Annotated in this window: 20 protein-coding genes and 2 pseudogenes; 9 read left to right on the top strand and 13 right to left on the bottom strand. The window is 47.8% G+C overall.

Annotated elements, in window-relative coordinates:
• Positions 1 to 40: 40 nt before the first annotated feature.
• On the bottom strand, positions 41 to 940 hold the full coding sequence (locus LG381_RS03205) for a LysR family transcriptional regulator (RefSeq protein ID WP_032226745.1): 900 nt from the start codon (positions 938 to 940) through the stop codon (positions 41 to 43).
• A gap of 517 nt (positions 941 to 1,457) precedes the next feature.
• On the opposite strand from LG381_RS03205, the gene LG381_RS03200 reads away from it, so the two are divergent.
• A complete protein-coding gene (locus tag LG381_RS03200) occupies positions 1,458 to 2,060 on the top strand; it encodes a LuxR C-terminal-related transcriptional regulator (RefSeq protein ID WP_001165764.1) in 603 nt (200 codons plus the stop codon).
• 51 nt (positions 2,061 to 2,111) lie between these two features.
• On the opposite strand, the gene LG381_RS03195 is transcribed toward LG381_RS03200, so the two are convergent.
• Positions 2,112 to 3,761 carry an alpha,alpha-trehalase gene (locus tag LG381_RS03195; RefSeq protein ID WP_000934236.1) on the bottom strand — a complete coding sequence of 550 codons (1,650 nt, stop codon included), beginning with the start codon at positions 3,759 to 3,761 and terminating at the stop codon, positions 2,112 to 2,114.
• Between the two features lie 404 nt (positions 3,762 to 4,165).
• Between LG381_RS03195 and ccp the strand changes: the two genes are divergently transcribed.
• The gene (gene ccp, locus LG381_RS03190; RefSeq protein ID WP_225762016.1) at positions 4,166 to 5,563 is read left to right on the top strand and encodes a cytochrome c peroxidase; all 1,398 of its coding nucleotides are present in this window, start codon (positions 4,166 to 4,168) and stop codon (positions 5,561 to 5,563) included.
• 310 nt (positions 5,564 to 5,873) lie between these two features.
• Here ccp and LG381_RS03185 read toward each other — a convergent pair.
• Positions 5,874 to 6,571, bottom strand: a protein-coding gene (locus tag LG381_RS03185; protein WP_095033700.1) for an IS1-like element IS1B family transposase whose coding sequence is annotated in 2 segments (ribosomal slippage) — positions 5,874 to 6,322 and positions 6,322 to 6,571 — 699 coding nt in all. Because the reading frame shifts where the segments join, the coding sequence is not laid out codon by codon here.
• 47 nt (positions 6,572 to 6,618) lie between these two features.
• Between LG381_RS03185 and LG381_RS03180 the strand changes: the two are divergent.
• The 3 genes and pseudogenes from LG381_RS03180 to gadW all read left to right on the top strand — a co-directional run.
• Positions 6,619 to 7,950 (top strand): annotated as a pseudogene (locus LG381_RS03180) (glutamate decarboxylase); the annotation flags it as partial.
• A 368-nt stretch (positions 7,951 to 8,318) separates the two neighbouring features.
• A complete protein-coding gene (gene gadX / locus LG381_RS03175; RefSeq protein WP_225762015.1) occupies positions 8,319 to 9,119 on the top strand; it encodes a DNA-binding transcriptional regulator GadX in 801 nt (266 codons plus the stop codon).
• Positions 9,120 to 9,501: 382 nt separating this feature from the next.
• A complete protein-coding gene (gene gadW / locus LG381_RS03170; RefSeq protein ID WP_000951545.1) occupies positions 9,502 to 10,230 on the top strand; it encodes an acid resistance transcriptional activator GadW in 729 nt (242 codons plus the stop codon).
• Positions 10,231 to 10,594: 364 nt separating this feature from the next.
• Here gadW and mdtF read toward each other — a convergent pair whose 3' ends face one another.
• A complete protein-coding gene (gene mdtF, locus LG381_RS03165) occupies positions 10,595 to 13,708 on the bottom strand; it encodes a multidrug efflux pump RND permease MdtF (protein ID WP_000024839.1) in 3,114 nt (1,037 codons plus the stop codon).
• A 24-nt stretch (positions 13,709 to 13,732) separates the two neighbouring features.
• Positions 13,733 to 14,842, bottom strand: a complete 1,110-nt coding sequence (mdtE, locus tag LG381_RS03160; RefSeq protein WP_367273293.1) for a multidrug transporter subunit MdtE — start codon at positions 14,840 to 14,842, stop codon at positions 13,733 to 13,735.
• A 107-nt stretch (positions 14,843 to 14,949) separates the two neighbouring features.
• On the opposite strand from mdtE, the pseudogene LG381_RS22425 reads away from it, so the two are divergent.
• Positions 14,950 to 15,216: pseudogene (locus LG381_RS22425) on the top strand (hypothetical protein).
• Positions 15,217 to 15,253: 37 nt separating this feature from the next.
• Here LG381_RS22425 and gadE read toward each other — a convergent pair.
• Positions 15,254 to 15,781 (bottom strand): acid resistance transcriptional activator GadE, encoded by a 528-nt coding sequence (gadE, locus tag LG381_RS03155; protein ID WP_000576683.1) that lies wholly within the window; start codon positions 15,779 to 15,781, stop codon positions 15,254 to 15,256.
• Positions 15,782 to 16,513: 732 nt separating this feature from the next.
• A complete protein-coding gene (hdeD, locus tag LG381_RS03150) occupies positions 16,514 to 17,083 on the bottom strand; it encodes an acid-resistance protein HdeD (RefSeq protein ID WP_000965661.1) in 570 nt (189 codons plus the stop codon).
• 254 nt (positions 17,084 to 17,337) lie between these two features.
• Here hdeD and hdeA point away from each other — a divergent pair, with 254 nt between their 5' ends.
• The 3 genes from hdeA to LG381_RS03135 all read left to right on the top strand — a co-directional run bounded on the left by hdeA (position 17,338) and on the right by LG381_RS03135 (position 18,824).
• Positions 17,338 to 17,670: an acid-activated periplasmic chaperone HdeA gene (gene hdeA / locus LG381_RS03145; RefSeq protein ID WP_000756548.1), complete on the top strand. Its 333-nt coding sequence runs from the start codon at positions 17,338 to 17,340 to the stop codon at positions 17,668 to 17,670.
• 116 nt (positions 17,671 to 17,786) lie between these two features.
• Complete coding sequence (gene hdeB, locus LG381_RS03140) at positions 17,787 to 18,113, top strand: acid-activated periplasmic chaperone HdeB (protein WP_105281226.1); 327 nt, start codon at positions 17,787 to 17,789, stop codon at positions 18,111 to 18,113.
• A 63-nt stretch (positions 18,114 to 18,176) separates the two neighbouring features.
• The gene (locus LG381_RS03135; RefSeq protein WP_024165148.1) at positions 18,177 to 18,824 is read left to right on the top strand and encodes an MgtC/SapB family protein; all 648 of its coding nucleotides are present in this window, start codon (positions 18,177 to 18,179) and stop codon (positions 18,822 to 18,824) included.
• Between the two features lie 52 nt (positions 18,825 to 18,876).
• Here LG381_RS03135 and LG381_RS03130 read toward each other — a convergent pair whose 3' ends face one another.
• From LG381_RS03130 to shuT, 6 genes are read right to left on the bottom strand one after another with little or no spacing between them, the layout of a single operon-like run.
• Positions 18,877 to 19,647, bottom strand: a complete 771-nt coding sequence (locus tag LG381_RS03130) for a heme ABC transporter ATP-binding protein (protein WP_000622313.1) — start codon at positions 19,645 to 19,647, stop codon at positions 18,877 to 18,879.
• Complete coding sequence (gene shuU / locus LG381_RS03125) at positions 19,644 to 20,636, bottom strand: heme ABC transporter permease ShuU/ChuU (protein ID WP_225762013.1); 993 nt, start codon at positions 20,634 to 20,636, stop codon at positions 19,644 to 19,646. The genes LG381_RS03130 and shuU overlap by 4 nt, the downstream gene beginning before the upstream one ends.
• A gap of 51 nt (positions 20,637 to 20,687) precedes the next feature.
• Entirely contained in the window at positions 20,688 to 21,311 is a 624-nt protein-coding gene (chuY, locus tag LG381_RS03120; protein WP_225762012.1) for an anaerobilin reductase, read from the bottom strand.
• Positions 21,311 to 21,805 carry a heme utilization cystosolic carrier protein HutX gene (hutX, locus tag LG381_RS03115; protein WP_000020032.1) on the bottom strand — a complete coding sequence of 165 codons (495 nt, stop codon included), beginning with the start codon at positions 21,803 to 21,805 and terminating at the stop codon, positions 21,311 to 21,313. Before hutX ends, chuY begins: the two co-directional genes overlap by 1 nt.
• A gap of 12 nt (positions 21,806 to 21,817) precedes the next feature.
• Positions 21,818 to 23,155, bottom strand: coding sequence for a heme anaerobic degradation radical SAM methyltransferase ChuW/HutW (gene hutW, locus LG381_RS03110; RefSeq protein WP_032226720.1), 1,338 nt, complete (start codon positions 23,153 to 23,155; stop codon positions 21,818 to 21,820).
• Between the two features lie 19 nt (positions 23,156 to 23,174).
• Positions 23,175 to 24,098 (bottom strand): heme ABC transporter substrate-binding protein ShuT, encoded by a 924-nt coding sequence (gene shuT, locus LG381_RS03105; protein WP_225762965.1) that lies wholly within the window; start codon positions 24,096 to 24,098, stop codon positions 23,175 to 23,177.
• Positions 24,099 to 24,479: the final 381 nt, after the last annotated feature.

The following is a 24,479-nucleotide window of genomic DNA, read 5'->3' as shown; positions in this document are numbered from 1 at the left end:
TAGTCCTTCTGTCGTTGTCTTTCTTAAAAAGTATAGTCGGTCAGTCCAGGTACTCTTTCATCACGCCAGCCAGCCACTGCATAAACAGGTTTACACGGCGGGAAAGCTCCCGACGCTGTGGGTAAACCAGAGAAATGGAACGTGGTTCGGCGCGGTAGTTGGGTAACACTTCGATAAGCTGTCTGGCGCGTAGGGCTTCGCGTACGGTGACGCGGGGGATCTGAATAATCCCCAGTCCCGCCAGACCGGCGGCAAGATAGTTTTCTCTACTGTTTACCGTCAACATACCGCCGGACTTAAACCACTGGACGCCATTAACACTGGCAACCTCAAAACCCAACGGATGCGCGCCCAGATGTGGCGTGTAATGCACTACCGCGTGCGAAGTCAGGTCGTCGGGACTTTGCGGATAACCAAAGCGCGTCAGATAGTGCGGACTGGCGCAGTTGACCATCGTCAGTTTGCCGAGGGGACGGGTGATGAGTCCATCGTCGGGCAACGTTCCCGTGCGTACTACGCAATCAAAGCCATCATGAAGAATATCTACCGGACGGTCATTGCTGCTTAATTCCAGTTCAATTCCCGGATATTGATGGAGAAATTCGGGCAGACGCGGCAGTAGCAGGGTTTTTGCCATCCCGGATGGGATATCGATGCGCAATTTACCGCTGATGCTGGTGGCGCCCTGCTGAAATAAACCGTCCAGTTCGTTGAGATTACTCAACACATCTTTTGCCCGTTGGTAATAGGTCATGCCATCAGGTGTGAGTTTGACCCGTCGCGTGGTGCGCTGGAGAAGCTGGGTGCCAAGTTGATGTTCCAGTGCCTGTATCTGGCGCGAAACGCTTCCTTTTGGCAATGCAAAGAAATCCGCCGCGCGGGAAAAACTCTCCAGCTCCGCAACCTTGATGAACAACTGCATTGCGTGAATTTTATCCATTTCTTTTACCGATTGTTGTTCACAGCGAAACAGTAACGCGTATATCGCATTATTTATTGTTTTTCTAACATCTAATGCATGATTTCACAACGATGCAACGTTGAAAGTGAGGCGATTTTAGAGAATCAAAGGCGGATTCGCGTCTCGGCATAGAGAAATAACCAACACAAAGCCAAAATTTTGATTCGTTTTATAAAATGCGGACATACAACATTGTGTATTTGTGCGTAATCCAGTCACTTTCTTAAACTATGGATGCTATTAAAGCGTGCGCTAAATTGGCCTGGTTAATCGGAACGTGGCGCGAAAATATAAGGAATTCCTTAAGATTTTTTTAAATAGTGCCCTCGACATGTAATTTCAGGCGTTTAGCTGTAACTATTTATATCGGTAACTATTTTCTGTCTTTCATCTCTGTAGAATGGCCTCCGCCAAATGGCGAATTCTTATTTTGTCTCTCGGGTAATACCCTTCCACTACTTAAGTCTTTTTAACGTATTCAGGTGGAGATTCAGTAATGCAAATAATCATGTTTGACAGGCAGTCAATATTTATTCATGGAATGAAAATCAGTTTACAGCAACGTATTCCAGGCGTAGGTATTCAGGGCGTCGGTCAGGCAGACGAGTTATGGCAAAAGCTGGAAAGCTACCCTGAAGCCTTAGTTATGCTCGATGGCGATCAGGATGGGGAGTTTTGCTACTGGTTGTTGCAAAAAACCGTGGTGCAATTTCCTGAGGTTAAGGTGTTAATCACGGCTTCGGATTGCAACAAACGATGGTTGCAGGAGGTTATTCATTTCAATGTGATGGCGATTGTACCGCGTGATTCTTCGATCGATACGTTTGTGTTGGCGGTCAATAGTGCGGCGATGGGAATGATGTTTCTGCCCGGTGACTGGCGAACCACGCCGGAAAAGGATACGAAAGATCTCAAATCGTTAAGCGCCCGCCAGCGGGAAATTTTAACCATGCTGGCGGCGGGCGAATCGAATAAAGAGATTGGTCGGGCATTAAATATCAGCACCGGAACGGTAAAAGCGCACCTGGAATCGCTCTATCGCCGTCTGGAAGTGAAAAATCGTACCCAGGCGGCGATGATGCTAAATATCTCCTCCTGAAGAGGATAATTTTACAGCCAGTAGGACGTTAGTGGCTGGCTGTAAAAAATATTATGGTTCGCCGTATAAACCAATTAAACGGCGTACCACACCGTTGGTCCAGCCAAAGCCATCCTGCAATGGATATTCGCCCCCGCCGCCCTCGCGGGGGATACCATCGGCAATATGGTATTTCTCGATCAGTTTGTGCTGTTCCAGATAGAACTGATTCACCGTCTTCAGCCAGCTACGCGCAATCTCATCACCCAGATGGTCATCACCGTACATTTTAAATCCCTGAATCGCCATCCATTGTAACGGTGCCCAGCCGTTGGGTTTATCCCACTGTTCACCGGTTTCATACTCGCTTGCCAGAATCCCGCCCGGCGTCAGTAATCGGCTTCGCACGGCATTTGCCAGACGGTCGGCCTGTTCATGGTTCGCCATGCCCACATATAACGGCACAATGGCAGCAGCGGAAAAGAGTGCCTGCTGTTCGCGCCGCCAGTCGTAATCGCGGTAGATACCATTTTCATCATCCCAGAGATAATGGTTTACCGCATCGCGGCGGGCATTGGCTTTCTGGCGGAACAGCGTTTCCGTCTCCTTATCGCCTTTCAGCGACGAGATGTTGGCGATGGCGCTCTCCAGTTTAAACAGGAAAGCATTAAGATCGATGGGGATGAACTGAGTGGTACGAATGCTCGCCAGGCGACCCGCGTCTCGCAGCCAACGGGAAGAGTAATCCCAGCCAGAAGCTGCGCCCGCGCGTAAATCGCGGTACACCTCGTTGGGCGGGCGACCAGAATGTTTTGCGGTTTCTACGTCTTCAAGCCAGGATTCGTCACGCGGCGTGTCGCGATCGTCCCAGTAACGGTTGAGCAGCGATCCGTCGGGCATTCGCACAACATGGCGATAGGCCTGATTAGGGATCAGCGATTCTGCGCCGTCCATCCAGAAGGCATATTCCATTTTAAGATGCTCAAGGTAACGGCGCGCGCCGCGTACACCATCTTCTTCAAACAGCTCCACCATCAGCGCGAACACCGGTGGCTGCGAGCGGCTCAAATAATAGGTGCGGTTGCCGTTGGGGATGTGCCCATAGTTTTCGATCATCCAGGCGAAGTTATCGGCCATGCATTTCAGCAAATCTTCACGCCCGCTTTCCGCCAGCCCCAGCATGGTGAAATAGGAATCCCAGTAGTAGGTTTCGCTAAAACGACCCCCTGGAACAATGTACGACTGCGGCAGCGCCAGCAGAGAAGACCACGGGATGTGATCCTGTGGCTCGCGGGTTAATACCGGCCATAGCTGGTCGATATGCTCTTTCAGTGAGTTTTGCGGGTTCGATACATATTCACTGGAGTAAATCTCCGGTAACCAGAAGTGATTTTCAACGAATCGGCGCAAATCGAAATCACGATGACGGCGCACTTTACGATAGCGGATTAAGATATCCAGCGGGTCCATTTTGGGAGCGCAGTCAGGAAACGTTTTACTGTCGGGGAAAATTTTTGCTGACTGGACATGTTCGAAAAGTTCGAGATAGCGGTCAGCAGGTGTTAGTGCGTCAGAGGCTGGCAGCCCCTCAATCATTTCGGGTTCTGGCTCTGCCTCGATCATCTCATCCAGTTTTAATTCATACGGGTCCAGCTCATAACAGAGATCGACCTCGATCGTCAGTTCGTCTGGATTAGGGTTTTGAATTTTCTGATTGAGCATAAGGATCCGACCTCCGAAATTCGTCGCTAATTATCGGCTTTCCTTTAAGCGTAGTCATTCGCTCCGGTCGATGGGCGACGAAGCGTGCGGTGGATCACGTTTATTAATGGGACAAAAAATATAACGCGCTAATATCAATGGAATTTATAAAAATACGGATTTCGTGTTGTTTTTCATTTTCAGAACATTCAATCATGGTCTCCCCCGTAATCATGATATGCCATTCCTGATCTGGGTAATAGGCACAGGCTATCTTATTGATAGTTTATATTCATGTAATTGATTGATTCCTATCAAAAAGCGTATCTCCCTGTTTTTTATGATGGCTTTGTCTCGCAGAGACGTTTGCAGCATTCTGGAAAATTTTCTGGGTCACAATAACTCACTACCGTGAGGGAAGAATAATGAAAATGGTCTCACGTATTACCGCGATCGGCCTGGCTGGCGTCGCGATTTGCTATTTAGGATTATCTGGTTATGTGTGGTACCACGATAATAAACGCAGTAAACAGGCTAATGTTCAGGCATCAGCTGTCAGTGAAAATAATAAGGTTTTAGGTTTTCTCCGCGAAAAAGGATGCGACTATTGCCATACGCCTTCCGCAGAATTACCCGTCTATTATTATATTCCTGGCGCGAAACAGTTGATGGATTACGACATTAGGCTCGGATATAAATCTTTTAACCTCGAGGCAGTGCGTGCGGCTCTGCTGGCAGATAAACCCGTTTCGCAAAGCGATCTGAACAAGATTGAATGGGTGATGCAGTATGAAACTATGCCACCAACGCGTTATACCGCGCTACACTGGGCGGGTAAGGTGAGTGATGAAGAGCGGGCGGAAATACTGGCCTGGATTGCAAAACAGCGCGCGGAATATTACGCCAGTAATGACACTGCGCCGGAGCATCGCAATGAACCGGTGCAGCCCATCCCGCAAAAACTGCCTACCGATGCGCAAAAAGTGGCGTTGGGTTTTGCGCTGTATCACGATCCCCGTTTATCGGCTGATAGCACCATTTCATGCGCTCATTGCCATGCGTTGAATGCGGGGGGCGTCGATGGCAGAAAAACATCGATTGGTGTTGGTGGCGCAGTTGGGCCGATTAACGCGCCGACGGTATTTAACTCAGTATTTAACGTTGAGCAGTTCTGGGATGGTCGTGCGGCAACATTGCAGGATCAGGCGGGTGGGCCGCCGCTGAATCCGATTGAAATGGCGTCCAAATCCTGGGACGAAATCATTGCGAAGTTGGAAAAAGATCCTGTGCTGAAAGCGCAGTTCCTCAAAGTTTATCCGCAAGGTTTCAGTGGTGAAAATATTACTGACGCAATTGCTGAATTTGAGAAAACATTAATTACGCCGGATTCACCGTTTGATAAATGGTTGCGTGGTGATGAAAATGCGCTGACGGCGCAGCAGAAAAAAGGTTATCAATTATTTAAAGATAATAAGTGTGCAACGTGTCATGGCGGTATTATTCTCGGTGGACGTTCCTTCGAACCGCTGGGTCTGAAAAAAGACTTTAATTTTGGTGAAATTACGGCGGCAGATATTGGCCGTATGAATGTAACTAAAGAAGAACGCGATAAACTGCGTCAGAAAGTACCCGGTTTGCGTAACGTTGCGCTAACGGCACCGTACTTCCATCGCGGTGATGTGCCGACGCTGGACGGGGCGGTGAAACTGATGCTGCGCTACCAGGTCGGTAAAGAGCTGCCGCAGGAGGATGTGGATGATATCGTGGCTTTCTTGCACAGCCTGAACGGAGTTTACACACCGTATATGCAGGATAAACAATAATTAATTCGATCGCCCGACAGGAATGTTTGGGCGATTTTTATTACGATAATAAAGTCTGTTTTTAATATTATCATGTTAAATGTTTATATTATAAAAAGCCTTTTTTCTGTTTAGGATTTTGTTATTTAAATTACACCCGTAACGCCTTGCGTCCATTCCAGATAAATCCTACTTTTTTATTGCCTTCAAATAAATTTAAGGAGTTCGAAATGGACCAGAAGCTGTTAACGGATTTCCGCTCAGAACTACTCGACTCGCGTTTTGGCGCAAAGGCAATTTCCACTATCGCGGAATCGGTAATGACTCCAACTTATTGATAGTGTTTTATGTTCAGATAATGCCCGATGACTTTGTCATGCAGCTCCACCGATTTTGAGAACGACAGCGACTTCCGTCCCAGCCGTGCCAGGTGCTGCCTCAGATTCAGGTTATGCCGCTCAATTCGCTGCGTATATCGCTTGCTGATTACGTGCAGCTTTCCCTTCAGGCGGGATTCATACAGCGGCCAGCCATCCGTCATCCATATCACCACGTCAAAGGGTGACAGCAGGCTCATAAGACGCCCCAGCGTCGCCATAGTGCGTTCACCGAATACGTGCGCAACAACCGTCTTCCGGAGCCTGTCATACGCGTAAAACAGCCAGCGCTGGCGCGATTTAGCCCCGACGTATCCCCACTGTTCGTCCATTTCCGCGCAGACGATGACGTCACTGCCCGGCTGTATGCGCGAGGTTACCGACTGCGGCCTGAGTTTTTTAAATGGCGGAAAATCGTGTTGAGGCCAACGCCCATAATGCGGGCGGTTGCCCGGCATCCAACGCCATTCATGGCCATATCAATGATTTTCTGGTGCGTACCGGGTTGAGAAGCGGTGTAAGTGAACTGCAGTTGCCATGTTTTACGGCAGTGAGAGCAGAGATAGCGCTGATGTCCGGCAGTGCTTTTGCCGTTACGCACCACCCCGTCAGTAGCTGAACAGGAGGGACAGCTGATAGAAACAGAAGCCACTGGAGCACCTCAAAAACACCATCATACACTAAATCAGTAAGTTGGCAGCATCACCCGCGGAATCTAAACGTTTTCCGCTGCACGAAATGCGCGATGACATCGCATTCCAGATTATCAATGATGAATTATACCTGGATGGCAATGCCCGACAAAACCTTGCCACATTTTGCCAGACCTGGGACGACGAAAATGTTCATAAGCTGATGGATCTGTCGATCAACAAAAACTGGATCGATAAAGAAGAATATCCGCAGTCCGCAGCTATCGACCTGCGTTGTGTAAACATGGTTGCCGACCTGTGGCACGCGCCTGCGCCGAAAAACGGTCAGGCCGTTGGCACCAACACCATTGGTTCTTCCGAGGCCTGTATGCTCGGTGGGATGGCAATGAAATGGCGTTGGCGCAAACGAATGGAAGCCGCAGGTAAACCGACCGATAAACCCAACCTGGTGTGCGGGCCGGTGCAAATCTGCTGGCATAAATTTGCCCGCTACTGGGATGTGGAACTGCGCGAGATCCCTATGCGCCCCGGTCAGTTGTTCATGGATCCGAAACGCATGATTGAAGCCTGCGACGAAAACACCATCGGCGTGGTGCCGACTTTTGGTGTGACCTACACCGGTAACTATGAGTTCCCGCAACCGCTGCACGATGCGCTGGATAAATTCCAGGCCGACACCGGTATCGACATCGACATGCACATCGACGCCGCCAGCGGTGGCTTCCTGGCACCGTTCGTGGCTCCGGATATTGTCTGGGACTTCCGCCTGCCGCGCGTGAAATCGATCAGTGCTTCAGGCCATAAATTCGGTCTGGCTCCGCTGGGCTGCGGCTGGGTTATCTGGCGTGATGAAGAAGCACTGCCGAAAGAACTGGTGTTCAACGTTGACTATCTTGGCGGGCAAATCGGGACTTTCGCCATCAACTTCTCTCGCCCTGCCGGTCAGGTGATTGCGCAATACTATGAATTTCTGCGCCTCGGTCGTGAGGGTTACACCAAAGTACAAAACGCCTCTTATCAGGTCGCCACTTACCTGGCGGATGAAATCGCTAAACTGGGACCGTATGAGTTCATCTGTACAGGTCGCCCGGACGAAGGTATTCCGGCGGTTTGCTTCAAACTGAAAGACGGGGAAAATCCGGGATACACCCTGTATGACCTCTCTGAACGTCTGCGTCTGCGCGGCTGGCAGGTTCCGGCCTTTACCCTCGGCGGTGAAGCCACCGACATTGTGGTGATGCGTATTATGTGCCGTCGTGGTTTCGAAATGGACTTCGCTGAATTGTTGCTGGAAGACTACAAAGCCTCCCTGAAATATCTCAGCGATCACCCGAAACTGCAGGGTATTGCTCAGCAGAACAGCTTTAAACATACCTGATAACAGGATGTTATAAGGAATCTCAGCCCCGGCTAGCAAGCCGGGGCTGAGAGTTCGACCAGAATATAACCCGGAAATATTGGTTTATATTCATATTGTTATTAAGTTGTATAATGTATGAATGTTTATAAATTATAATGATATAAGTGAAATATCACCTTAAGGTATTATTCGCCTGGTATTCATTATCTTGCATTTTTATCTATTCATTTTTTGTATTATAAACACCATAATTCTGCGTAATTTATTCCACTCATTATCATTTTTCTCACCGCTTCGTTTAAATTTATATGCCAGTAAATTTGACTTAGATATAATGCGTGCTACATTAATAAACAGTAATATGTTTATGTTATATTAAGTCAACTATGCAATCACAACATGGCACTTGTCTCATTGCGTACGCAAGACATAAATATATTCTCACCATGGCTGATGGTGAATATCGCTATTTTAATGGCGGTGATTTGGTCTGCGCGGATGCAAATCATGTTTTAGTTTCTAATTCCTTAGAAAATATAGTATTTGTCACGAAGGAAACGCTTTCATTATTCCTCCAGATTCTCAAGGAGGAGGTGTTAAATTTTCATGCTCATAAAAAAGTACCTTCGTTAATTATTCACCACTGTGCCAGAGAAATTCCATTTTTTCAGGAAGTTATGCAACTCTCGCAGCAAACTAATCTCCGCTATGGTGAGGTATTGCGCAAAAGAGCATTAATATTTGCATTATTGTCCGTTTTTCTTGAGGATGAGCAGTTTATACCGCTACTGGTGAACATATTACATCCCAATACGCGCACGCGAGTTTGTACAGTTATCAACAATAATATCGCTCATCAATGGACATTATCACAGATCGCCAACGAGTTACTGATGAGTCAGAGTCTGTTAAAGAAAAAATTGCGTGAAGAAGATACGTCTTATTCACAACTGCTCACCGCATGTAGAATGCAGCGTGCATTACAACTTGTTGTAATGCCTGGTATTCCAATAAAACGCGTGGCAATGTCCTGTGGCTATAACAGCATGTCATATTTTATTTACGTTTTTCGAAATTATTATGGGATGACACCCACAGAGTATCAGGAACAAATAGCACAAGGAAAGTTCAATGGCGACTCAATGGCAAGACTTGTTACAGAAGAAAATTTTAGAGTTCGGCTGTAAGAATAAGATTACAACGTCTGCCCGAACATAAAAAAAACCCGGCATAGGGGACCGGGAAGAGGATAGTCTGCCGTCTCCAGACTAATAAACCGTTATAACACTCCCTGTTGGCACGGGAAACTTTTGTGCTCTCAGTAAGTTAAATATAACGTTTGCTGGAGATAAGATCAGCCAAATTTTTATAAACATAGGCTATACGATTTTTAAAAATATATTATTATTGTATTTACTTATTTCTAATTAACTGTTATGCAAATTTGCGTAATAGGTAAAGTATGATCCTACTAAATATGGCAGTTTTAGTCCTGAAGAACAGTCAGGCATCATTTCATCAGTATACTGAAATTGAAATAATCGCAGTAATGGAATATAAGGGATAGTCATGGCTCATGTTTGCTCGGTGATCCTCGCCTGCCGTTCGTTTGATATTTATCATGAACAGCAAAAAATATCGTTGAACAAAGCGAGTATTCTACTACTGGAGAAAAATTTGGCAGACGATTTTTCGTTTTGTTCACATGATACGCGACGTTTGGATATCGATGAGCTGACGGTTTGTCATTACTTACAAAATATTCGTCAGGCACCACATAATTTGGGGCTACATAACAAAAATCGTTTATTAATTAACCCAGAACCGCCAATGCCTCTGGTGATAGCGATTTTTGATAGTTTTGCTAAATCCGCTGTAAATTCTCCTATATTGAGCAATATGCTCTATCTTTCCTGCTTATCAATGTTTTCTCATAAGAAAGAGCTTATCCCTTTACTTTTTAACAGTATCAGCACTGTATCGGGGAAAGTTGAACGTATTATTAGCTTTGATATAGCCAGGCGTTGGTATCTGCGTGATATCGCAGAAACAATGTATACCAGTGAGAGCTTAATCAAAAAAAAGTTGCAGGAAGAAAATACTTGCTTCAGTAAAATATTACTCGCCTCGAGGATGTCGATGGCCAGAAGACTACTTGAGTTACGGCAAGTTCCTCTACATACCATTGCTGAAAAATGTGGGTATAGCAGTACGTCGTACTTTATAAATACATTTCGACAATATTATGGCGTCACACCACATCAGTTTGCACAGCATTCGCCGGGAACCTTCTCCTGATTGCATATCTCATTTGGGTATTGGTCAGGATCTCACAGTCGCTGCATGTAAAAATCTTTCCTGATTATCTCTGCCGGAACCAACGGCAAGTTCTCTTTGGCAGTTCGCAAACGGGTATTAGTATTTTCAGGAGGAAAAGACGCGGCATGTTTGGGATTATTAAGCTAACAATTCATATAATTACGGGAATGCTGGTCTGTATTGTGCTGTTCAAATTGATGACCAATGGCTGGAGTGGTTTCTACTTTCACTGCTGTTTGTTAAGTCTGGTATTCCTCACGATTAGCTGGTTGTTGAGTAGTGAGTGGTTGCGAGGAAAGAGTAAGGCTGAACGCTCATGTTCAACCTTACTCTCATTCATACGTTACGCTTTTTTAAAGCGGGCAAAGAGATGTTCCACAACGACAAAAAAGACGGGAACGAAGTAAATTGCCAGCACAGTTGCTGCAAACATCCCCCCCATAACGCCTGTACCTACCGCGTTTTGTGCGCCGGAACCTGCGCCATGACTGATAACCAGCGGCAGTACGCCGAGAATAAAGGCCAGAGAGGTCATGAGGATTGGGCGTAAACGCATCCGCGCCGCTTCGATAATCGCTTCTACCGGTGTTTTGCCTTCTTTCTGCATCATCTCAACCGCAAATTCGACGATCAGGATGGCGTTCTTGGCGGAAAGCCCGATGGTGGTCAGCAATCCGACCTGAAAGTAGACGTCATTGCTTAAGCCGCGCAGGTCAGTTGCCAGTAATGCACCAATGACACCCAACGGTACAACTAACATCACCGAGAACGGAATTGACCAGCTTTCATACAGCGCGGCGAGGGCGAGGAACACCACGACCAGTGAAATGGCATACAGTGCGGGAGCCTGGTTGGATGATAACGCTTCCTGATATGACAACCCGGTCCAGGAGTAGCCGACGCCCGCCGGAAGTTTAGCGACCAGATCCGCCATAAATTTCATTGCGTCACCGGTACTTTTCCCGGCAGCGGCTTCCCCTAAAATCTCCATCGACGGAATGCCGTTGTAACGTTCCAGTCGCGGCGAACCGTAGGTCCATTCTGTTGAAGAATAGGCAGAAAGCGGCGCCATCGTGCCAGAGGCGTTGCGTACATACCATTGGTTGATGTTGTCCGGCAGCATACGGAACGGCGTTCCTGCCTGGACATACACTTTTTTCACACGCCCCTGATTGAGGAAGTCATTGACGTAGCTACTGCCGAAGGCGGTAGAGAGGGTCTGGTTGATATCAGACAGTTCCACGCCCATCGCTTCGGCTTTCGCGGCGTTGACGTTCACTTTGAACATCGGTGTATCTTCCAGGCCGTTCGGGCGAACCGCTGTTACCTGATCGGGTGATTGTGCTGCCAGCGACAACAACTCGTTTCTCGCCTGGGTCAGCTTTTCGTGCCCCAGGTTGCCGTTGTCCAGTAGTTCCATATCAAAACCTGATGCTGTACCCAGCTCCGCTACCGCAGGTAAGTTGAACGGGAAAATCATCGCTTTATTGATACTGCTCAGAGCCACCATTGCCCGCTGAATGATTGCGGTCACTGAGTTTTCCTCGCCGACACGTTCAGACCACGGCTTGAGGCTGATAAACGCCAGACCGTTGTTTTGCCCCTGACCGCTGAAGCCAAAGCCGCCAACGGTAAACACCGACTGGACATTATTTTTCTCTTTTGTCAGATAGTAATCTGTCACCTGTTGCAGCACTTTCGTGGTGTTAACCATGGTGGAACCTGACGGTAACTGCGCGGTGGTCATAAAGACCCCCTGATCCTCTTCCGGTAAGAAAGAGGTCGGTGTACGCAGGAACAGCACCGCCATCCCCGCACAAATCAGCAGGTAAACCACCATGTAACGACCAGTGCAACGCAGCAGTGAGCGGGTGCTGTCGGTATAGTGCTGAGTCGATTTTTCAAACAGATGGTTGAAGCGTTCGAACAAGGCGTTCGGTTTGTGACCACCTTCCGGTGCGGCTTTCAGAATGGTGGCGCAAAGTGCCGGGGTCAGGCTCATCGCCACAAACACCGAAAGCAACATGGATGAAATCAGCGTAATGGAGAACTGGCGATAAATTTCCCCGGTCGCGCCGCTCATAAAGGCCATTGGCATAAACACGGCGGACAGAACAACGGCAATCCCGACCAACGCACGCTGGATTTGCCCCATCGATTTATGCGTCGCTTCCTGCGGCGGCAGTTTATCTTCCGCTATCACGCGCTCGACGTTTTCCACCACCACGATGGCGTCATCTACCAGAAGCCCTATAGCTAACACCATCCCGAACATGGTGAGGGTGTTGATGGTAAAACCGACCGCCGACAAAATCGCGAACGTACCGAGAATAACCACCGGCACGGCGATAGTCGGGATAATCGTAGCGCGAATGTTTTGTAAAAACAGGTACATGACCAGGAAGACGAGGATGATCGCCTCAACCAGCGTTTTGAAAACTTCCTGAATTGAAATTTGGATAAACGGTGTGGTGTCGTAAGGATAAACCGTCTTCAGGCTGGCGGGGAAATAGGCTGATAAGCGGTTGAGTTCTGCTTTTACTGCCCGCGAGGTATCGAGCGCGTTTGCCCCGGTAGCCAGTTTGATGGCGATACCGGCAGCAGGTTTGCCGTTATAGCGCGCCACGGTGGAATAATCTTCCGCCCCCAGCTCGACGCGAGCAACGTCGCGCAGCAATACTTGCGAACCATCTTGCTGAACTTTTAGCAGGATTTTGCCAAATTCTTCCGGCGTTTGTAGACGCGTCTGCACAATGATTGAGGCGTTCAGTTGCTGGTCTGCCGCCTGTGGCATCCCCCCCAGTTGACCGCCGGAAATCTGGTTGTTTTGTACTTTGATTTGGGAAATAACATCAGAAGGAACGAGATTGTATTTATTGAGTTTTTGCGGATCCAGCCAGATACGCATGGCATACTCTGAACCAAAGAGCTGTACGCTACCGACGCCTGCGGTACGGCTTAGAGGGTCTTTAATATTAGACGCCACATAGTCCGCGATGTCGTACTGGTTGAGGCTGCCGTTATCAGAGATAAACGCCGCCACCATCAGGATATTGCTGCTCGATTTATTGACGCTAATTCCTTGTTGCTGTACCGCTTCGGGGAGCGATGGCATGGCGAGTTGCAGTTTATTTTGTACCTGAACCTGCGCGATATCGGGCGATGTTCCCGTCTCAAAGGTCAGGGTGATGGATGCATTACCTGCTGCATCGCTGGTTGATGACATATACATCAGGCCATCAAGCCCATTCATATTTTGCTCAATCACCTGAGTGACCGAGTCTTCTACTGTTTGCGCATCAGCGCCCGGATAGGTGGCGCTGACGGTGATGGTTGGCGGCGCAATCTGCGGATATTGCGCAACCGGTAAGTTCATGATCGCCAGACCGCCTGCGAGCATCAAAATAATGGCAAGTACCCAGGCAAAAACCGGGCGATCAATAAAATAGTTAGCCATGAAAGTCCCCTTAAGCCTGCAACGTTATTGTTTCGATTCGGTGCTGGCGTTTTCCTGGCTGGAGGAAATTGCGCGTGCTTTGATACCCGGATGTATGCGTTGCAAACCGGAAACGATCACCCGATCGCCAGCTTGCAAACCAGAGGTAACAACCCACTGATTTCCGATAGCTTTGGTAGCGTTAATTTCGCGTAACTGCACGACATCGTCTTTATCCAGAATGAGTGCCGTCGCTTTACCCTGAGCGTTGTGAGTAACGCCTTCCTGCGGCACCAGTAACACATTCTGGCGACTACCTTCATCCACTAACGCTGTGACGTACATGCCTGGCAGTAAGTCACCCTTTGGATTGGGGAAGATCGCGCGCAACGTGACGGAACCCGTGGTTTCATCTACTGTCGGGTCGGAAAATTTCAGCGTGCCGGTCTGGCTGTAACGTTTGCCATTTTCCAGATTAAGCTGCACAGGCGTACTGCCCTGAACCTGCTTGATCTGCCCACTGGCGACCTCTTCTTTCATGCGCAAAAAATCCTGCACCGACTGCGTGAGATCGACATAAATCGGATCCAGACGCTGCACAGTGACCAGGGAATCAGCTTGATTAGCAGTAACTAATGCGCCGACGGTTACCGACGATTTTCCGCTGACGCCCGTAATCGGCGAGGTGACATTCGCGTATTGCAGATTGATCGTCGCCTGCTCAACAGCCGCTTTGGCGACGGTGACATTGGCTTCTGCCTCATTCAGTTGGGTGCGCGCGGTGTCGTAATCCTGACGGCTAACGTAGTTGGTCTTCAGCAACGATGCCTGGCGGTTAAAGGTGATGCGGGCATTGCTGGCGGTGGAGAGAGCTTTCGCCAGCGAACCTTTGGCAGAGTTCAGCTCTGCCTGTAAGGGTGCAGGATCAATCTGATACAGCGAGTCGCCCTGGTTAACTTTATCGCCTTCGATAAAGTTGCGTTTAATGATAATGCCGCCCACCTGGGGACGTATCTCAGCAACTTCATAAGGAACTGTTCTGCCGGGCAGTTCGCTCATCACATTGACCGAACCGGGAGAGAGTGTCACCACACCCACTTCAGGTGTCATGGCGGCGGCATTTTCCGTCGATTTGTCATCGCAGGCGGTGAGTATCGCGCCGCAGAATAACAACGGTATTAACAGTATTGTTTTTCTGTTCATTTTAGTCCCTGAAAACTCGTGAGAAATAACGGTTCTTTGAATTACGCGTGGGGTGAGGTATGAGGGATTTACAGACCAGCGGCATAATGCAAGTCATGAGGTTGTAAGCCAGCGAGGAAGCATGTAGGCAGAGTGACCAATATTGTGACGTTAATGGCAAAAAAAATGTTGCCGTTCTGCCGACAGTCTCTGTCTGCATCCGGGCAACGAAGGTTTCTACTGGTGGATACATAAACCAGGGGAATAAGTTCGTTTTCGCTTCTCCTTGGGCTATCACCGGGAGTAATGGAGTCAGCATTTGCATCCCTCGTCATGCCAGCCATTAATTTCAGACAATTATCGCTGGGTCACATCGGCTCCTTATTAAAAATAAGAAGAAATTCCCAGAGTCACGATGTCGCTCATACGTCTCAGTTTCAGCTTGTACATGATATTGAATTTCTGGATCTTTAACGTTTGCTGCGAAATATTCAGTGTTGATGTGATATTACTTTCATTTTTGTTTTTCAGAATCAGTTGCATAATTTTGAATTGATTATGCGAGAAACATAATTGAGAATTCTTATGGGGTAAGTGTTTTCCATAAGTAATATCAATCAGGTTTTTAATACTTTCTTTGCGGCTGATAAAATAAATAGGCGACTGACTTTTCAGTTTACTGATGTGATAAGGTGCCAGAACAATGATTCTTTCGGCATCTAATTTCTCAAGAAACTTAATAGCTTCTTCATCAAGGATATGATTATGATAGGTATCAATGATCACCTTGAATGGTTTGTTGCCTATGCTTTTGAGCTCTGACAGGGAATTGATTTTTATCATTTCGTGATTATCTTTCAACTGCAAAAAGCCCTGTAAAAGAAAAGAATCCTTCGTCATGAGAAAAATCATAACTTGCTCCTTAGCCGTTATCGTTTCGAACATGTTGTCCCTTTCATTATTTACATCCATGTCCGAATATGGTGTTCAATATAGTAAACGCCTATAAGAACCTTGCCCTTCGTGAACTAATACGTCTATTAACACTAATCAAAACTTCAGATTTAGCCATCATCTGGTCCATATATTGATCCTAGGTAAGATTCCTGGTTGTTATTGATTTGTAATTAATAAACAAAACATTAACACGCTGCGGACTTCTACCCAAGAATAAGTTATAAATAATCCATTTGTGATCTCTGAAGAATATTACTAAAGTTAAAGCGTAATCCGATTTAAATATTGAGTCTCCTTGTTTCTATTTAAGCTGGCAATTGGATTGCCAGCTTTCTTTTAGTGCATTGATAGTGAAAAAATAAACTCTGGAATATTCGTTTATCTACCCATAGCATCGATGTTTATGGAACCTTCAGTTCACTTTCTCACAGCACTTCTAAAACATTAAACCTGACAACGAAAAATATCAGCCATGATAATGTTTGAAATGGCTAATTCGCCGTGAAATAAATAAAAAAAACAAAAATTTCAGATAGTTGATTTAATCGCTGTGCGCGATTTATTTCAATGATAGTACGTGTTTTATCAAGGTAGCCATGCGGTGGTGTAGGTGTTAGCTGCCTCATAATCATTGTGCGTAACTATGAGGCAGGCTAAAAAATAGAGCGGAGATACGTCGGCTAGTTATTATTTTTTAACGAACAAACTAGCAAAACTGAACAGGCTGGCGGCGCTAAATATGAGTTCGATCCCTACCAGGGTAGATACCAATGTCACAGAAACCATTGGTGTTGCGCCAAGGAATATCCAGGCAATGACGATATCCAGCACACCAATAACGAGTTGTAGCCAGCTACCTTTCATTGAACGCTGACGATACCAGCTCATCAGGCGAATAACCCCTGCGACGCAGAACAGACCCGCAATAAACGCTGCAATGGCGAAAATCCCAAGTTCCGGTGCGCGGATAAAGAAATAGCCGATCAATAAATAGGCTACTGCCACAAGGAACCCCGATAATACAGGCCAGAAATTATGACTGCGGTTGCTGAATAATCCAACAATAAGTGCAATACCAGAGCAGATTAATAATACGCCAACTACCGTGCTTAGAATATCACCAGAAACAAACGGGAAACTGATACACAGTAAACCGACGATGAATAGCAGTACAGCAATAAACTGTATCGCTCTACGATGCTTCTTAAGCATATCCAGATCAAACTTCAAAATTGTTGCCTTATCTATATATAACATAGAACCACCCTATAAATTTAAGAAGGAAAACCCCTGCTATCAATCTATGCCAAAAATGCATCTGAGAATGCAGTTGATTTAATAAAAATTTCCTAATTACTGTGCGTGATGACCATGTAACCTATTGTATTAGAATAAAAATATCTGATTTTGATATTTTGTCTCAACATGACATACCCAGAAAACCAGGTTATAACCTCAATGTCGAAATTGATTCGTGACGGCTCTTTCACTTTATAGTTGAGGATATTACGATGAAAAAAGTATTAGGCGTTATTCTTGGTGGTCTGCTTCTTCTGCCTGTAGTGAGCAATGCAGCCGATGCGCAAAAAGCAGCTGACAATAAAAAACCTGTCAACTCCTGGACCTGTGAAGACTTCCTGGCTGTAGACGAATCCTTCCAGCCGACTGCTGTCGGTTTTGCTGAGGCTCTGAATAATAAAGACAAACCGGAAGATGCGGTTTTAGATGTTCAGGGTATTGCAACCGTAACCCCTGCGATCGTTCAGGCTTGTACCCAGGATAAAAAAGCCAGCTTTAAAGATAAAGTTAAAGGCGAATGGGACAAAATTAAGAAAGATATGTAATTACGGGAATGCGTTACATCGTATTTCCTTAAATATTGAACAGGCCGGAATATCTTGCTTATAAAGCAGGTAATCCTCCTGTTCATATATCAATTATTTATTGAATGGGTTGTAAAATGAATATTGCATCTCTACGTAAAGCCATTGTTTTCGTTGGCGCTGTAGCGGCACTGTCATTGGTTAATGCGCAATCTGCGATGGCGGCTAATGAATCTGCTAAAGATATGACTTGTCAGGAATTTATTGACCTGAATCCGAAAGCGATGACACCTGTTGCATGGTGGATGCTGCATGAAGAAACGGTTTATAAAGGTGGTGATACTGTAACCTTAAATGAAACCGACCTGACTCAGATTCCTAAAGTGATTGAATATTGTAAGAAAAATCCGCAGAAAAATTTGTATACCTTTAAAGATAAATTGGCAAATGTCCTGCCGAATTAACAGGAATAAAGCAAAAAGGAGTAGCAAGCCGAGCCATCTTGCTGCTCCTTTTTGCGTTTTTATATGACTACCGAATTTATTATTCGTTTGATCCTGACCGCAATTGCTTGTGGTGCTATTGGCATGGAAAGGCAAATGCGCGGCAAAGGAGCCGGGTTACGCACACATGTCTTGATTGGTATGGGCAGCGCGCTGTTCATGATTGTGTCGAAATATGGTTTTGCTGATGTGCTGGCGTTGGATCATGTCGGTCTTGATCCCAGCCGTATTGCCGCTCAGGTCGTCACTGGCGTCGGATTTATCGGTGCGGGGAACATCCTCGTTCGCAATCAAAATATTGTCGGTTTAACTACCGCTGCGGATATTTGGGTAACGGCAGCCATCGGTATGGTGATTGGTAGCGGCATGTATGAACTGGGGATTTACGGTTCCGTGATGACCTTGCTGGTGCTGGAAGTCTTCCATCAATTAACCTTCCGCCTGATGAACAAAAATTACCATTTACAGCTGACGTTAGTGAACGGTAATACGGTATCAATGCTCGACTGGTTTAAGCAGCAAAAAATAAAAACAGATTTAGTTTCGTTGCAAGAAAATGAAGATCATGAAGTGGTTTCCATTGATATCCAGCTTCATGCCACGACATCGATAGAAGAGCTGTTGCGATTATTAAAAGGCATGGCAGGGGTGAAAGGCGTTTCAATTAGCTAATCTGTATCGTTATTTATTCGGCAGGAGTACCAGAGCGGTACTCCTGTTGGTTTTAATGATCGAGGACGATCAGTGGTGAATGGTTAGCCGGATCTTTTAGCACGGTAATATCCGCGCCATAGAGCATTGTCAGCGCCTGCTGTGTCAATACGTCCTGCGGTTTGCCATTTGCAACAACCTTTCCTTTTTGCATCAAAACAACACGGTCAGCATAACGGGCTGCAAGATTAAGATCGTGCAATACGCAGCAGACGTTAAATTGCCGTTCGCGAACCAACTGGCGTAATAAACGAAACAGATGTTGTTGATGGTGAATATCCAGCGCCGACGTTGGTTCATCAAGAAATAACCATTTCGGTGAGGGGACTGGTTCCCAGAGTTGCACCAGCAGGCGAGCCAATTGCACACGCTGTTGTTCACCGCCGGATAATTGCCGGTAGTCGCGGTTAGCGAGTGCCTGACAGTCGCATAACGCCATAATCTGCACCGTTTCACCGCTCTGATTGCCGGTACGATGTGGATGCCGCCCCATCTGGATCACTTCCTTTACGCTGAATGGAAACGCCATGTGGCTATTTTGACGCATCACGGCCCGGTGTTTCGCCAGTTCGGTGATTGACCATTCATTTAATGGCTTATTAAACAACCGGCATTCGCCGCTATCTGGTTGAAGATAGCCGGTTAGCTGGCGAAGCAACGTGGATTTTCCCGCGCCATTAGGGCCGAGAATGGCAACAATTTCTCCGCCGGGAAAAGTCAGCGAGACATTGTCAGTCAGACGCCGTCCCTGAAGGCTATAAACCAGGTTCTGGGCGCTGATCATGTGATCCTCCGGTTGCGCAGAATCAACCACATAAAATAAGGGCCGCCAAGCAGGCTGGTTAATAATCCCACGGGCATTTCTGCTGGCTGTACTAGCGTGCGGGCAAGTGTGTCTGCCATCAGCAATAAACAGGCGCCGGCGAGGGCGGAACAAGGGATTAACCAGCGGTGATTTGCCCCGGTCGTCATGCGAATCAGATGTGGGATCACCAGGCCTATAAAACCGATAATTCCGCTTACCGATACGGCAGCGCCAACCAGCAGTGAGCTAATCAACAGTAATTGCTGGCGTTTACGTTTAACGTTCACGCCGAGGTAGTGGGCTTCTTCATCACCAAGTTGCAGCAAATTTAGCGTTCCGGCGAGACAGGTTGTCGCGATAATGGCTGGCAGAATGAATGAACTGGCGACCAATAACGTCGGCCATTGCGCCTGTCCAAGATTGCCCATCATCCACAGTGTGAGTTGTCGTAGCTGCTGTTCATCGCCGATATAGCTCAGGATGCCAATCGCCGCACCGCACAGGGCGTTGATGGCGATCCCGGCCAGTAACAATTGCATCATGCTGCCATCGCGATGGCGCTGCGTGATGAGAAAAATGATGGTGCAGACCACTAAACTACCGGCGATGGCAAATACCATTTGCTCATAGAGCACCAGCATCACCGGGAAGGAAAAGGGCAGCACAATAGCAACGCCAACCATTAATGCCGAACCGCTACTGACGCCGAGTAATCCAGGGTCAGCCATGGGGTTGCGAAAAAGCCCCTGCATAATCACCCCGGCGGTTGCCAACGCTGCGCCTACCAGCACTGCCAGTAAAACGCGAGGCAGGCGAATATTTAGCCAGATATCGCGGTATTCCTCATCAAAAAGGGCATCAAAACTGATCTTTAACGCTCCCTGACTGGCGCCGAACAGCACCAGGGCAAGCAATAAGAGTGATAGCCCCATAAAGACACTGGCGGAAGACAATGAATCCTTGAACACGCAAAACTCCATTACAACATTACGGCGCGGATATTCCGCGCCGGGAGGGGATTACGCCGGTTTCAGATCCGGTTCAATCAGACCGTAGATCTGCTTGTTGAGTGTCGGCTGACTGGCCAGTTCAGCAATATGTGTAGCGACATCGGCACGGCGGACAAAACCATGACACTCCTGATTTTGTATCCGTAACGCTTTGCCCGTTGCTGCGCCATCAAGCAGACCGCCTGGACGGAGAATGGCGTAGTCAAGTTGGCTGGTTTGCAGCCAGCTTTCCGCCAGCGTTTTTTCCCGTACCGCCTGACCAAACGCGGCTTTGGCGCGATCTGATAAAAACGGCCAGCTATCTCCGCATCCCAAAGAGGTCACCAGAATCATGCGCTTGATACCGGCTTTTTCGGCCTCATCAATCACTGTTCTGTGCGCCAGATAATCCTGTGCGCCACCCATTGTTGAGATGACAAGCGCATCCGGGCCAGCTGCGCGGCAAGCAGCCGCAACTACGCTGGCATCACAGGCGTCGCCTGTAAAAACCTGCACACCTTGTTGTGCCAGTTTCTTGGCTGCATCGGCATGACGAACGACAGCAACGACCGGACGTTGTTCCGCCAGCGCCAGTGCAAGCGTTCTGGCACCAACTCCCTTTCCGCCTGCGCCAAAGAGTAGCCACGGCGTCATCAGGCGTGTTCCTTTAACGATGCCGCCAGAGCATGGAAGGCGCTGACTTGTTCGCTCAGGAGCTGACGATGGTCATCCCTGCCGAGGAAGATTTTCAGCATGGCGCTGCCTTCCTTATTGAAAAAGAGAATAGAGGCGGTGTCCATGCCCATGAATTTACGTTCGATCAAGGCAATATGTGTGCAGTTTTCTGCTTTGATATGCCCGGACATGCCGTGCTTTCCGCGTAGGTTGAAATAGCCGTGACGATGGAAACCCGAAGGCAGTTCGCCGCTAAATTCGAGGATCACATCGGCAGTATGCACCAGCGTGGTGACGTTGCCCCATTCGCAGACGGTATCCCAGACAGTATCGAATTTATCGCCTGACACGACCGTCGGAGAGGGCAGATTTTTCACTACCTCCAGCAGTGTGGTGTTGTATTGTTCGGCGATCGCTTCCAGCGTACCGTCTGGCTCCGTTTTCAAAAATTCCTGTAACGAGACATGGCTCATAAATCACTCCTGTTATGGTTTTCCACGCACAATCGCTGGCGCATTAAGTACCTGAATCAGTTCATTAAGAGACTGCAAAATATTGCTTGCCCAGAAACGACCTTCATTAGTCAGCCGCAGGCAAGTTGAAGCATCGCGGCTTAAGCCTTTTTGGTGCCACTGAGCCAGTAACGGCGCGAGTTTTTCGGCATGTGGCGTAAGTTCGTCCAGTGATACACGCGCCGTTTCAATGCCCGACTGCAAGGTATGACGCCACTGCGCGTTACGTTCGGCGTTACGCATGATCATCATCAGCGGTTTTTTGCCTGCCGCGACGGATTCATGCCAGGTCTGAAGGTTGCGTTCGTTCATCCAGGAGTAACCATTAATCGAACCGCCTGCGCCAGAACCAAAGGCCAGACAATCGGCACCCTGTTTAATCAGCAGGTTATAGAGATTACGTTCGCGTGTAGTACGACCCCAGTGGCTGTTACTGATGCAGCGCCAGCCGGCATCGTCCATGAAGTCACACCCTTGCAGATAGAGATCGCGACGTTCTGCCGGAGAGGGCACGGTAGTGCGCCCATTTTCCACGGCTTTGCCCAGCGGCGTGTTGGGCAGGACATTGAGCGCATAGAGATCAACGCCATCGAGACCGATATCGCGGGCAATAGTCAGATCTTCTCCCCAGGTTTGCGCATCCTGACCTGGCAGGCCGAATAACAGATCGCACACCACCGCAGCACGGTCGCGTTTGACCAGGCTTTCCATAAACGCAATGGCGGTCGGACCATCAGAGGTGCGTGCCATTTTCTTGCGGATATTGCTGTTAAATGACTGAATACCAATAGAAAAGCGATTTGCTCCTGCGTCAAGGCAAGCGTCGATTCGGTCAGCGTCAAAATTCAGTACCCGGCCTTCAATGGTGATTTCACAATCGGGTGCCAGCGGTAATTTCTCTCGTAGTGTGGTGATGATTCTGGACAAATCGCGCGCAGAGAGCGCAGAAGGCGTGCCACCACCGAAATAGACTGCGTGGATGGGCGCGGACTGATGCAATACACTGTCCGCCTCCAGCTCGATTTCTCGAATCAGGGCATCGGTATAATGAGCGCACGCATCTTCGTTAAAACGATTCTGATAAAAACCACAAAACGTGCAGTGTGTCGCGCAAAAAGGAATATGCAGATAAACCAGTCGCTTACGAGGTGAAGTCGTTTGACCGATCATCTCTTGCCAGGTTTGTGCCAGTTGTTCTTTGGCGACCGGAATGGCTCCACGAAATGGCATCATGGCGCGCCTGTCTTTAAATGGCTGGTCTCCGTCTAAAGCAAAATGTGGCGTGAGATCCAGGGTGTTTTTCATGTTCATACGTCTGATTTAAATCCGTTTATTGCGGCCAAAGCTGCTGGTGTAAAGACTCAACGACATCAGCAATACGCGGGCCCATTCCCAGAATCAGGTTTTGATCAACGGTGATAATGCGCTGGTTTTTCCATGCGGCGGTGTGGGTAATTCCGGCAATAGAACGCAGCCGATTAATATCGCCATCGACCATTTGTGAGGTGACGACAATCACTTCAGGGTTAGCCGCAATCAGCGATTCCGCGCTGTAGCTTTTGTACTGCTGGTGGGTAGCGACGTTTTCTGCACCGGCAAGTGACAGAATAGCGTCTGCGACGCTGCCTTTACCGGCAACCTGTGGCGCACTGCCGCCTGCGGAGAGAATAAACATCGCTTTAACCGGGGCTTTTTTGGCCGCCACGTTTTGCTGTACTCGCTCCAGGCGTTGGCTGATCTGTGTCACCAGCGCGTCGCCTTGTTCAGGAACCTGTAACGTTTTCGCCAGTTGACGAATGTTGGCGTACATCTGCTCAAGGGTGGCAGGCACTCGCGGCAGGGTGACGACGTTGACTTTCTGCGCCCGTAGTTGGTCGAGCACAATTTGTGGCCCGGCATCCTGCCAGGTAATTACGCTATTCGGGCGAAGTGACAAAATGCCTTCGCTGCTTAGTTGTTTCCAGTAACCAATATGCGGCAGTTTGGCGGTTTCTGGTGGATAAGATGTTGTTTCATCGACACCAACCACGCGGTTACCAGCACCCATCGCGTAGATCAGTTCCGTCAGTGACCCTCCAGCAACCACGATACGTTCGGTCGCCGTTGCGCTAAAAGCCCAGCTAAGAGCCAGTACTGCCATAAACAGTTTTTTCATGGAACTTCGTTTTACCGTGGTCTTCGCGGCAGAGGCCACGGCTGAAATGCATAACGTTAGTGGGGAACAAAGACACGGCCTGGTGGTGATCCTTGGCATCATATTGAGAACTCTTATCAAATTGAGAATGATCATGATTATCATTTGAGTTATATATGAAATTCCACCACCGATTCAATACGCAAGGCGTTACAAGCGTATTTATTTTTGATTTTTATCAAGATGATTCGTCAGCTAACGTTCTTTGCAACGGCTGAATTTCGGGGCGAGAAAAAGGTGCAACTCCAGCAATGTCGCGGGTTGTAGGGCAAAAAAATAGAAAAATTATTGCAGTTAACGACAAAGATTTGTTACGGCACGGTGGGACGAATTGTGACAAGGACGCTGCGGTTGATGAGAGATAAACAGATTCTTTAACCCCCTGTTTAGTGTGTTAATAGCGGTTAAAAAAAGCTTGATCATAAAAAAATGATCGATAAT

The sequence above is a fragment of the Escherichia sp. Marseille-Q3837 genome (assembly GCF_916618735.1).
Classification (GTDB): domain Bacteria; phylum Pseudomonadota; class Gammaproteobacteria; order Enterobacterales; family Enterobacteriaceae; genus Escherichia; species Escherichia ruysiae.
Note: the sequence above shows the minus strand (reverse complement) of the source record. Positions and strands in the feature narration are given on the sequence as shown.

Bases quoted from the DNA above. Each gene is read 5' to 3' on its own strand.
- shuT (WP_225762965.1), bottom strand. From the start codon at position 24,098: ATGCCAAGGATCACCACCAGGCCGTGTCTTTGTTCCCCACTAACGTTA.
- mdtF (WP_000024839.1), bottom strand. From the start codon at position 13,708: ATGGCTAACTATTTTATTGATCGCCCGGTTTTTGCCTGGGTACTTGCC.
- LG381_RS03205 (WP_032226745.1), bottom strand. From the start codon at position 940: ATGGATAAAATTCACGCAATGCAGTTGTTCATCAAGGTTGCGGAGCTG.
- hdeD (WP_000965661.1), bottom strand. From the start codon at position 17,083: ATGTTATATATAGATAAGGCAACAATTTTGAAGTTTGATCTGGATATG.
- gadW (WP_000951545.1), top strand. From the start codon at position 9,502: ATGGCTCATGTTTGCTCGGTGATCCTCGCCTGCCGTTCGTTTGATATT.
- hdeB (WP_105281226.1), top strand. From the start codon at position 17,787: ATGAATATTGCATCTCTACGTAAAGCCATTGTTTTCGTTGGCGCTGTA.
- LG381_RS03130 (WP_000622313.1), bottom strand. From the start codon at position 19,647: ATGATCAGCGCCCAGAACCTGGTTTATAGCCTTCAGGGACGGCGTCTG.
- LG381_RS03200 (WP_001165764.1), top strand. From the start codon at position 1,458: ATGCAAATAATCATGTTTGACAGGCAGTCAATATTTATTCATGGAATG.
- LG381_RS03195 (WP_000934236.1), bottom strand. From the start codon at position 3,761: ATGCTCAATCAGAAAATTCAAAACCCTAATCCAGACGAACTGACGATC.
- hdeA (WP_000756548.1), top strand. From the start codon at position 17,338: ATGAAAAAAGTATTAGGCGTTATTCTTGGTGGTCTGCTTCTTCTGCCT.
- gadX (WP_225762015.1), top strand. From the start codon at position 8,319: ATGCAATCACAACATGGCACTTGTCTCATTGCGTACGCAAGACATAAA.
- ccp (WP_225762016.1), top strand. From the start codon at position 4,166: ATGAAAATGGTCTCACGTATTACCGCGATCGGCCTGGCTGGCGTCGCG.
- gadE (WP_000576683.1), bottom strand. From the start codon at position 15,781: ATGATTTTTCTCATGACGAAGGATTCTTTTCTTTTACAGGGCTTTTTG.
- LG381_RS03135 (WP_024165148.1), top strand. From the start codon at position 18,177: ATGACTACCGAATTTATTATTCGTTTGATCCTGACCGCAATTGCTTGT.
- chuY (WP_225762012.1), bottom strand. From the start codon at position 21,311: ATGACGCCGTGGCTACTCTTTGGCGCAGGCGGAAAGGGAGTTGGTGCC.
- hutX (WP_000020032.1), bottom strand. From the start codon at position 21,805: ATGAGCCATGTCTCGTTACAGGAATTTTTGAAAACGGAGCCAGACGGT.
- hutW (WP_032226720.1), bottom strand. From the start codon at position 23,155: ATGAACATGAAAAACACCCTGGATCTCACGCCACATTTTGCTTTAGAC.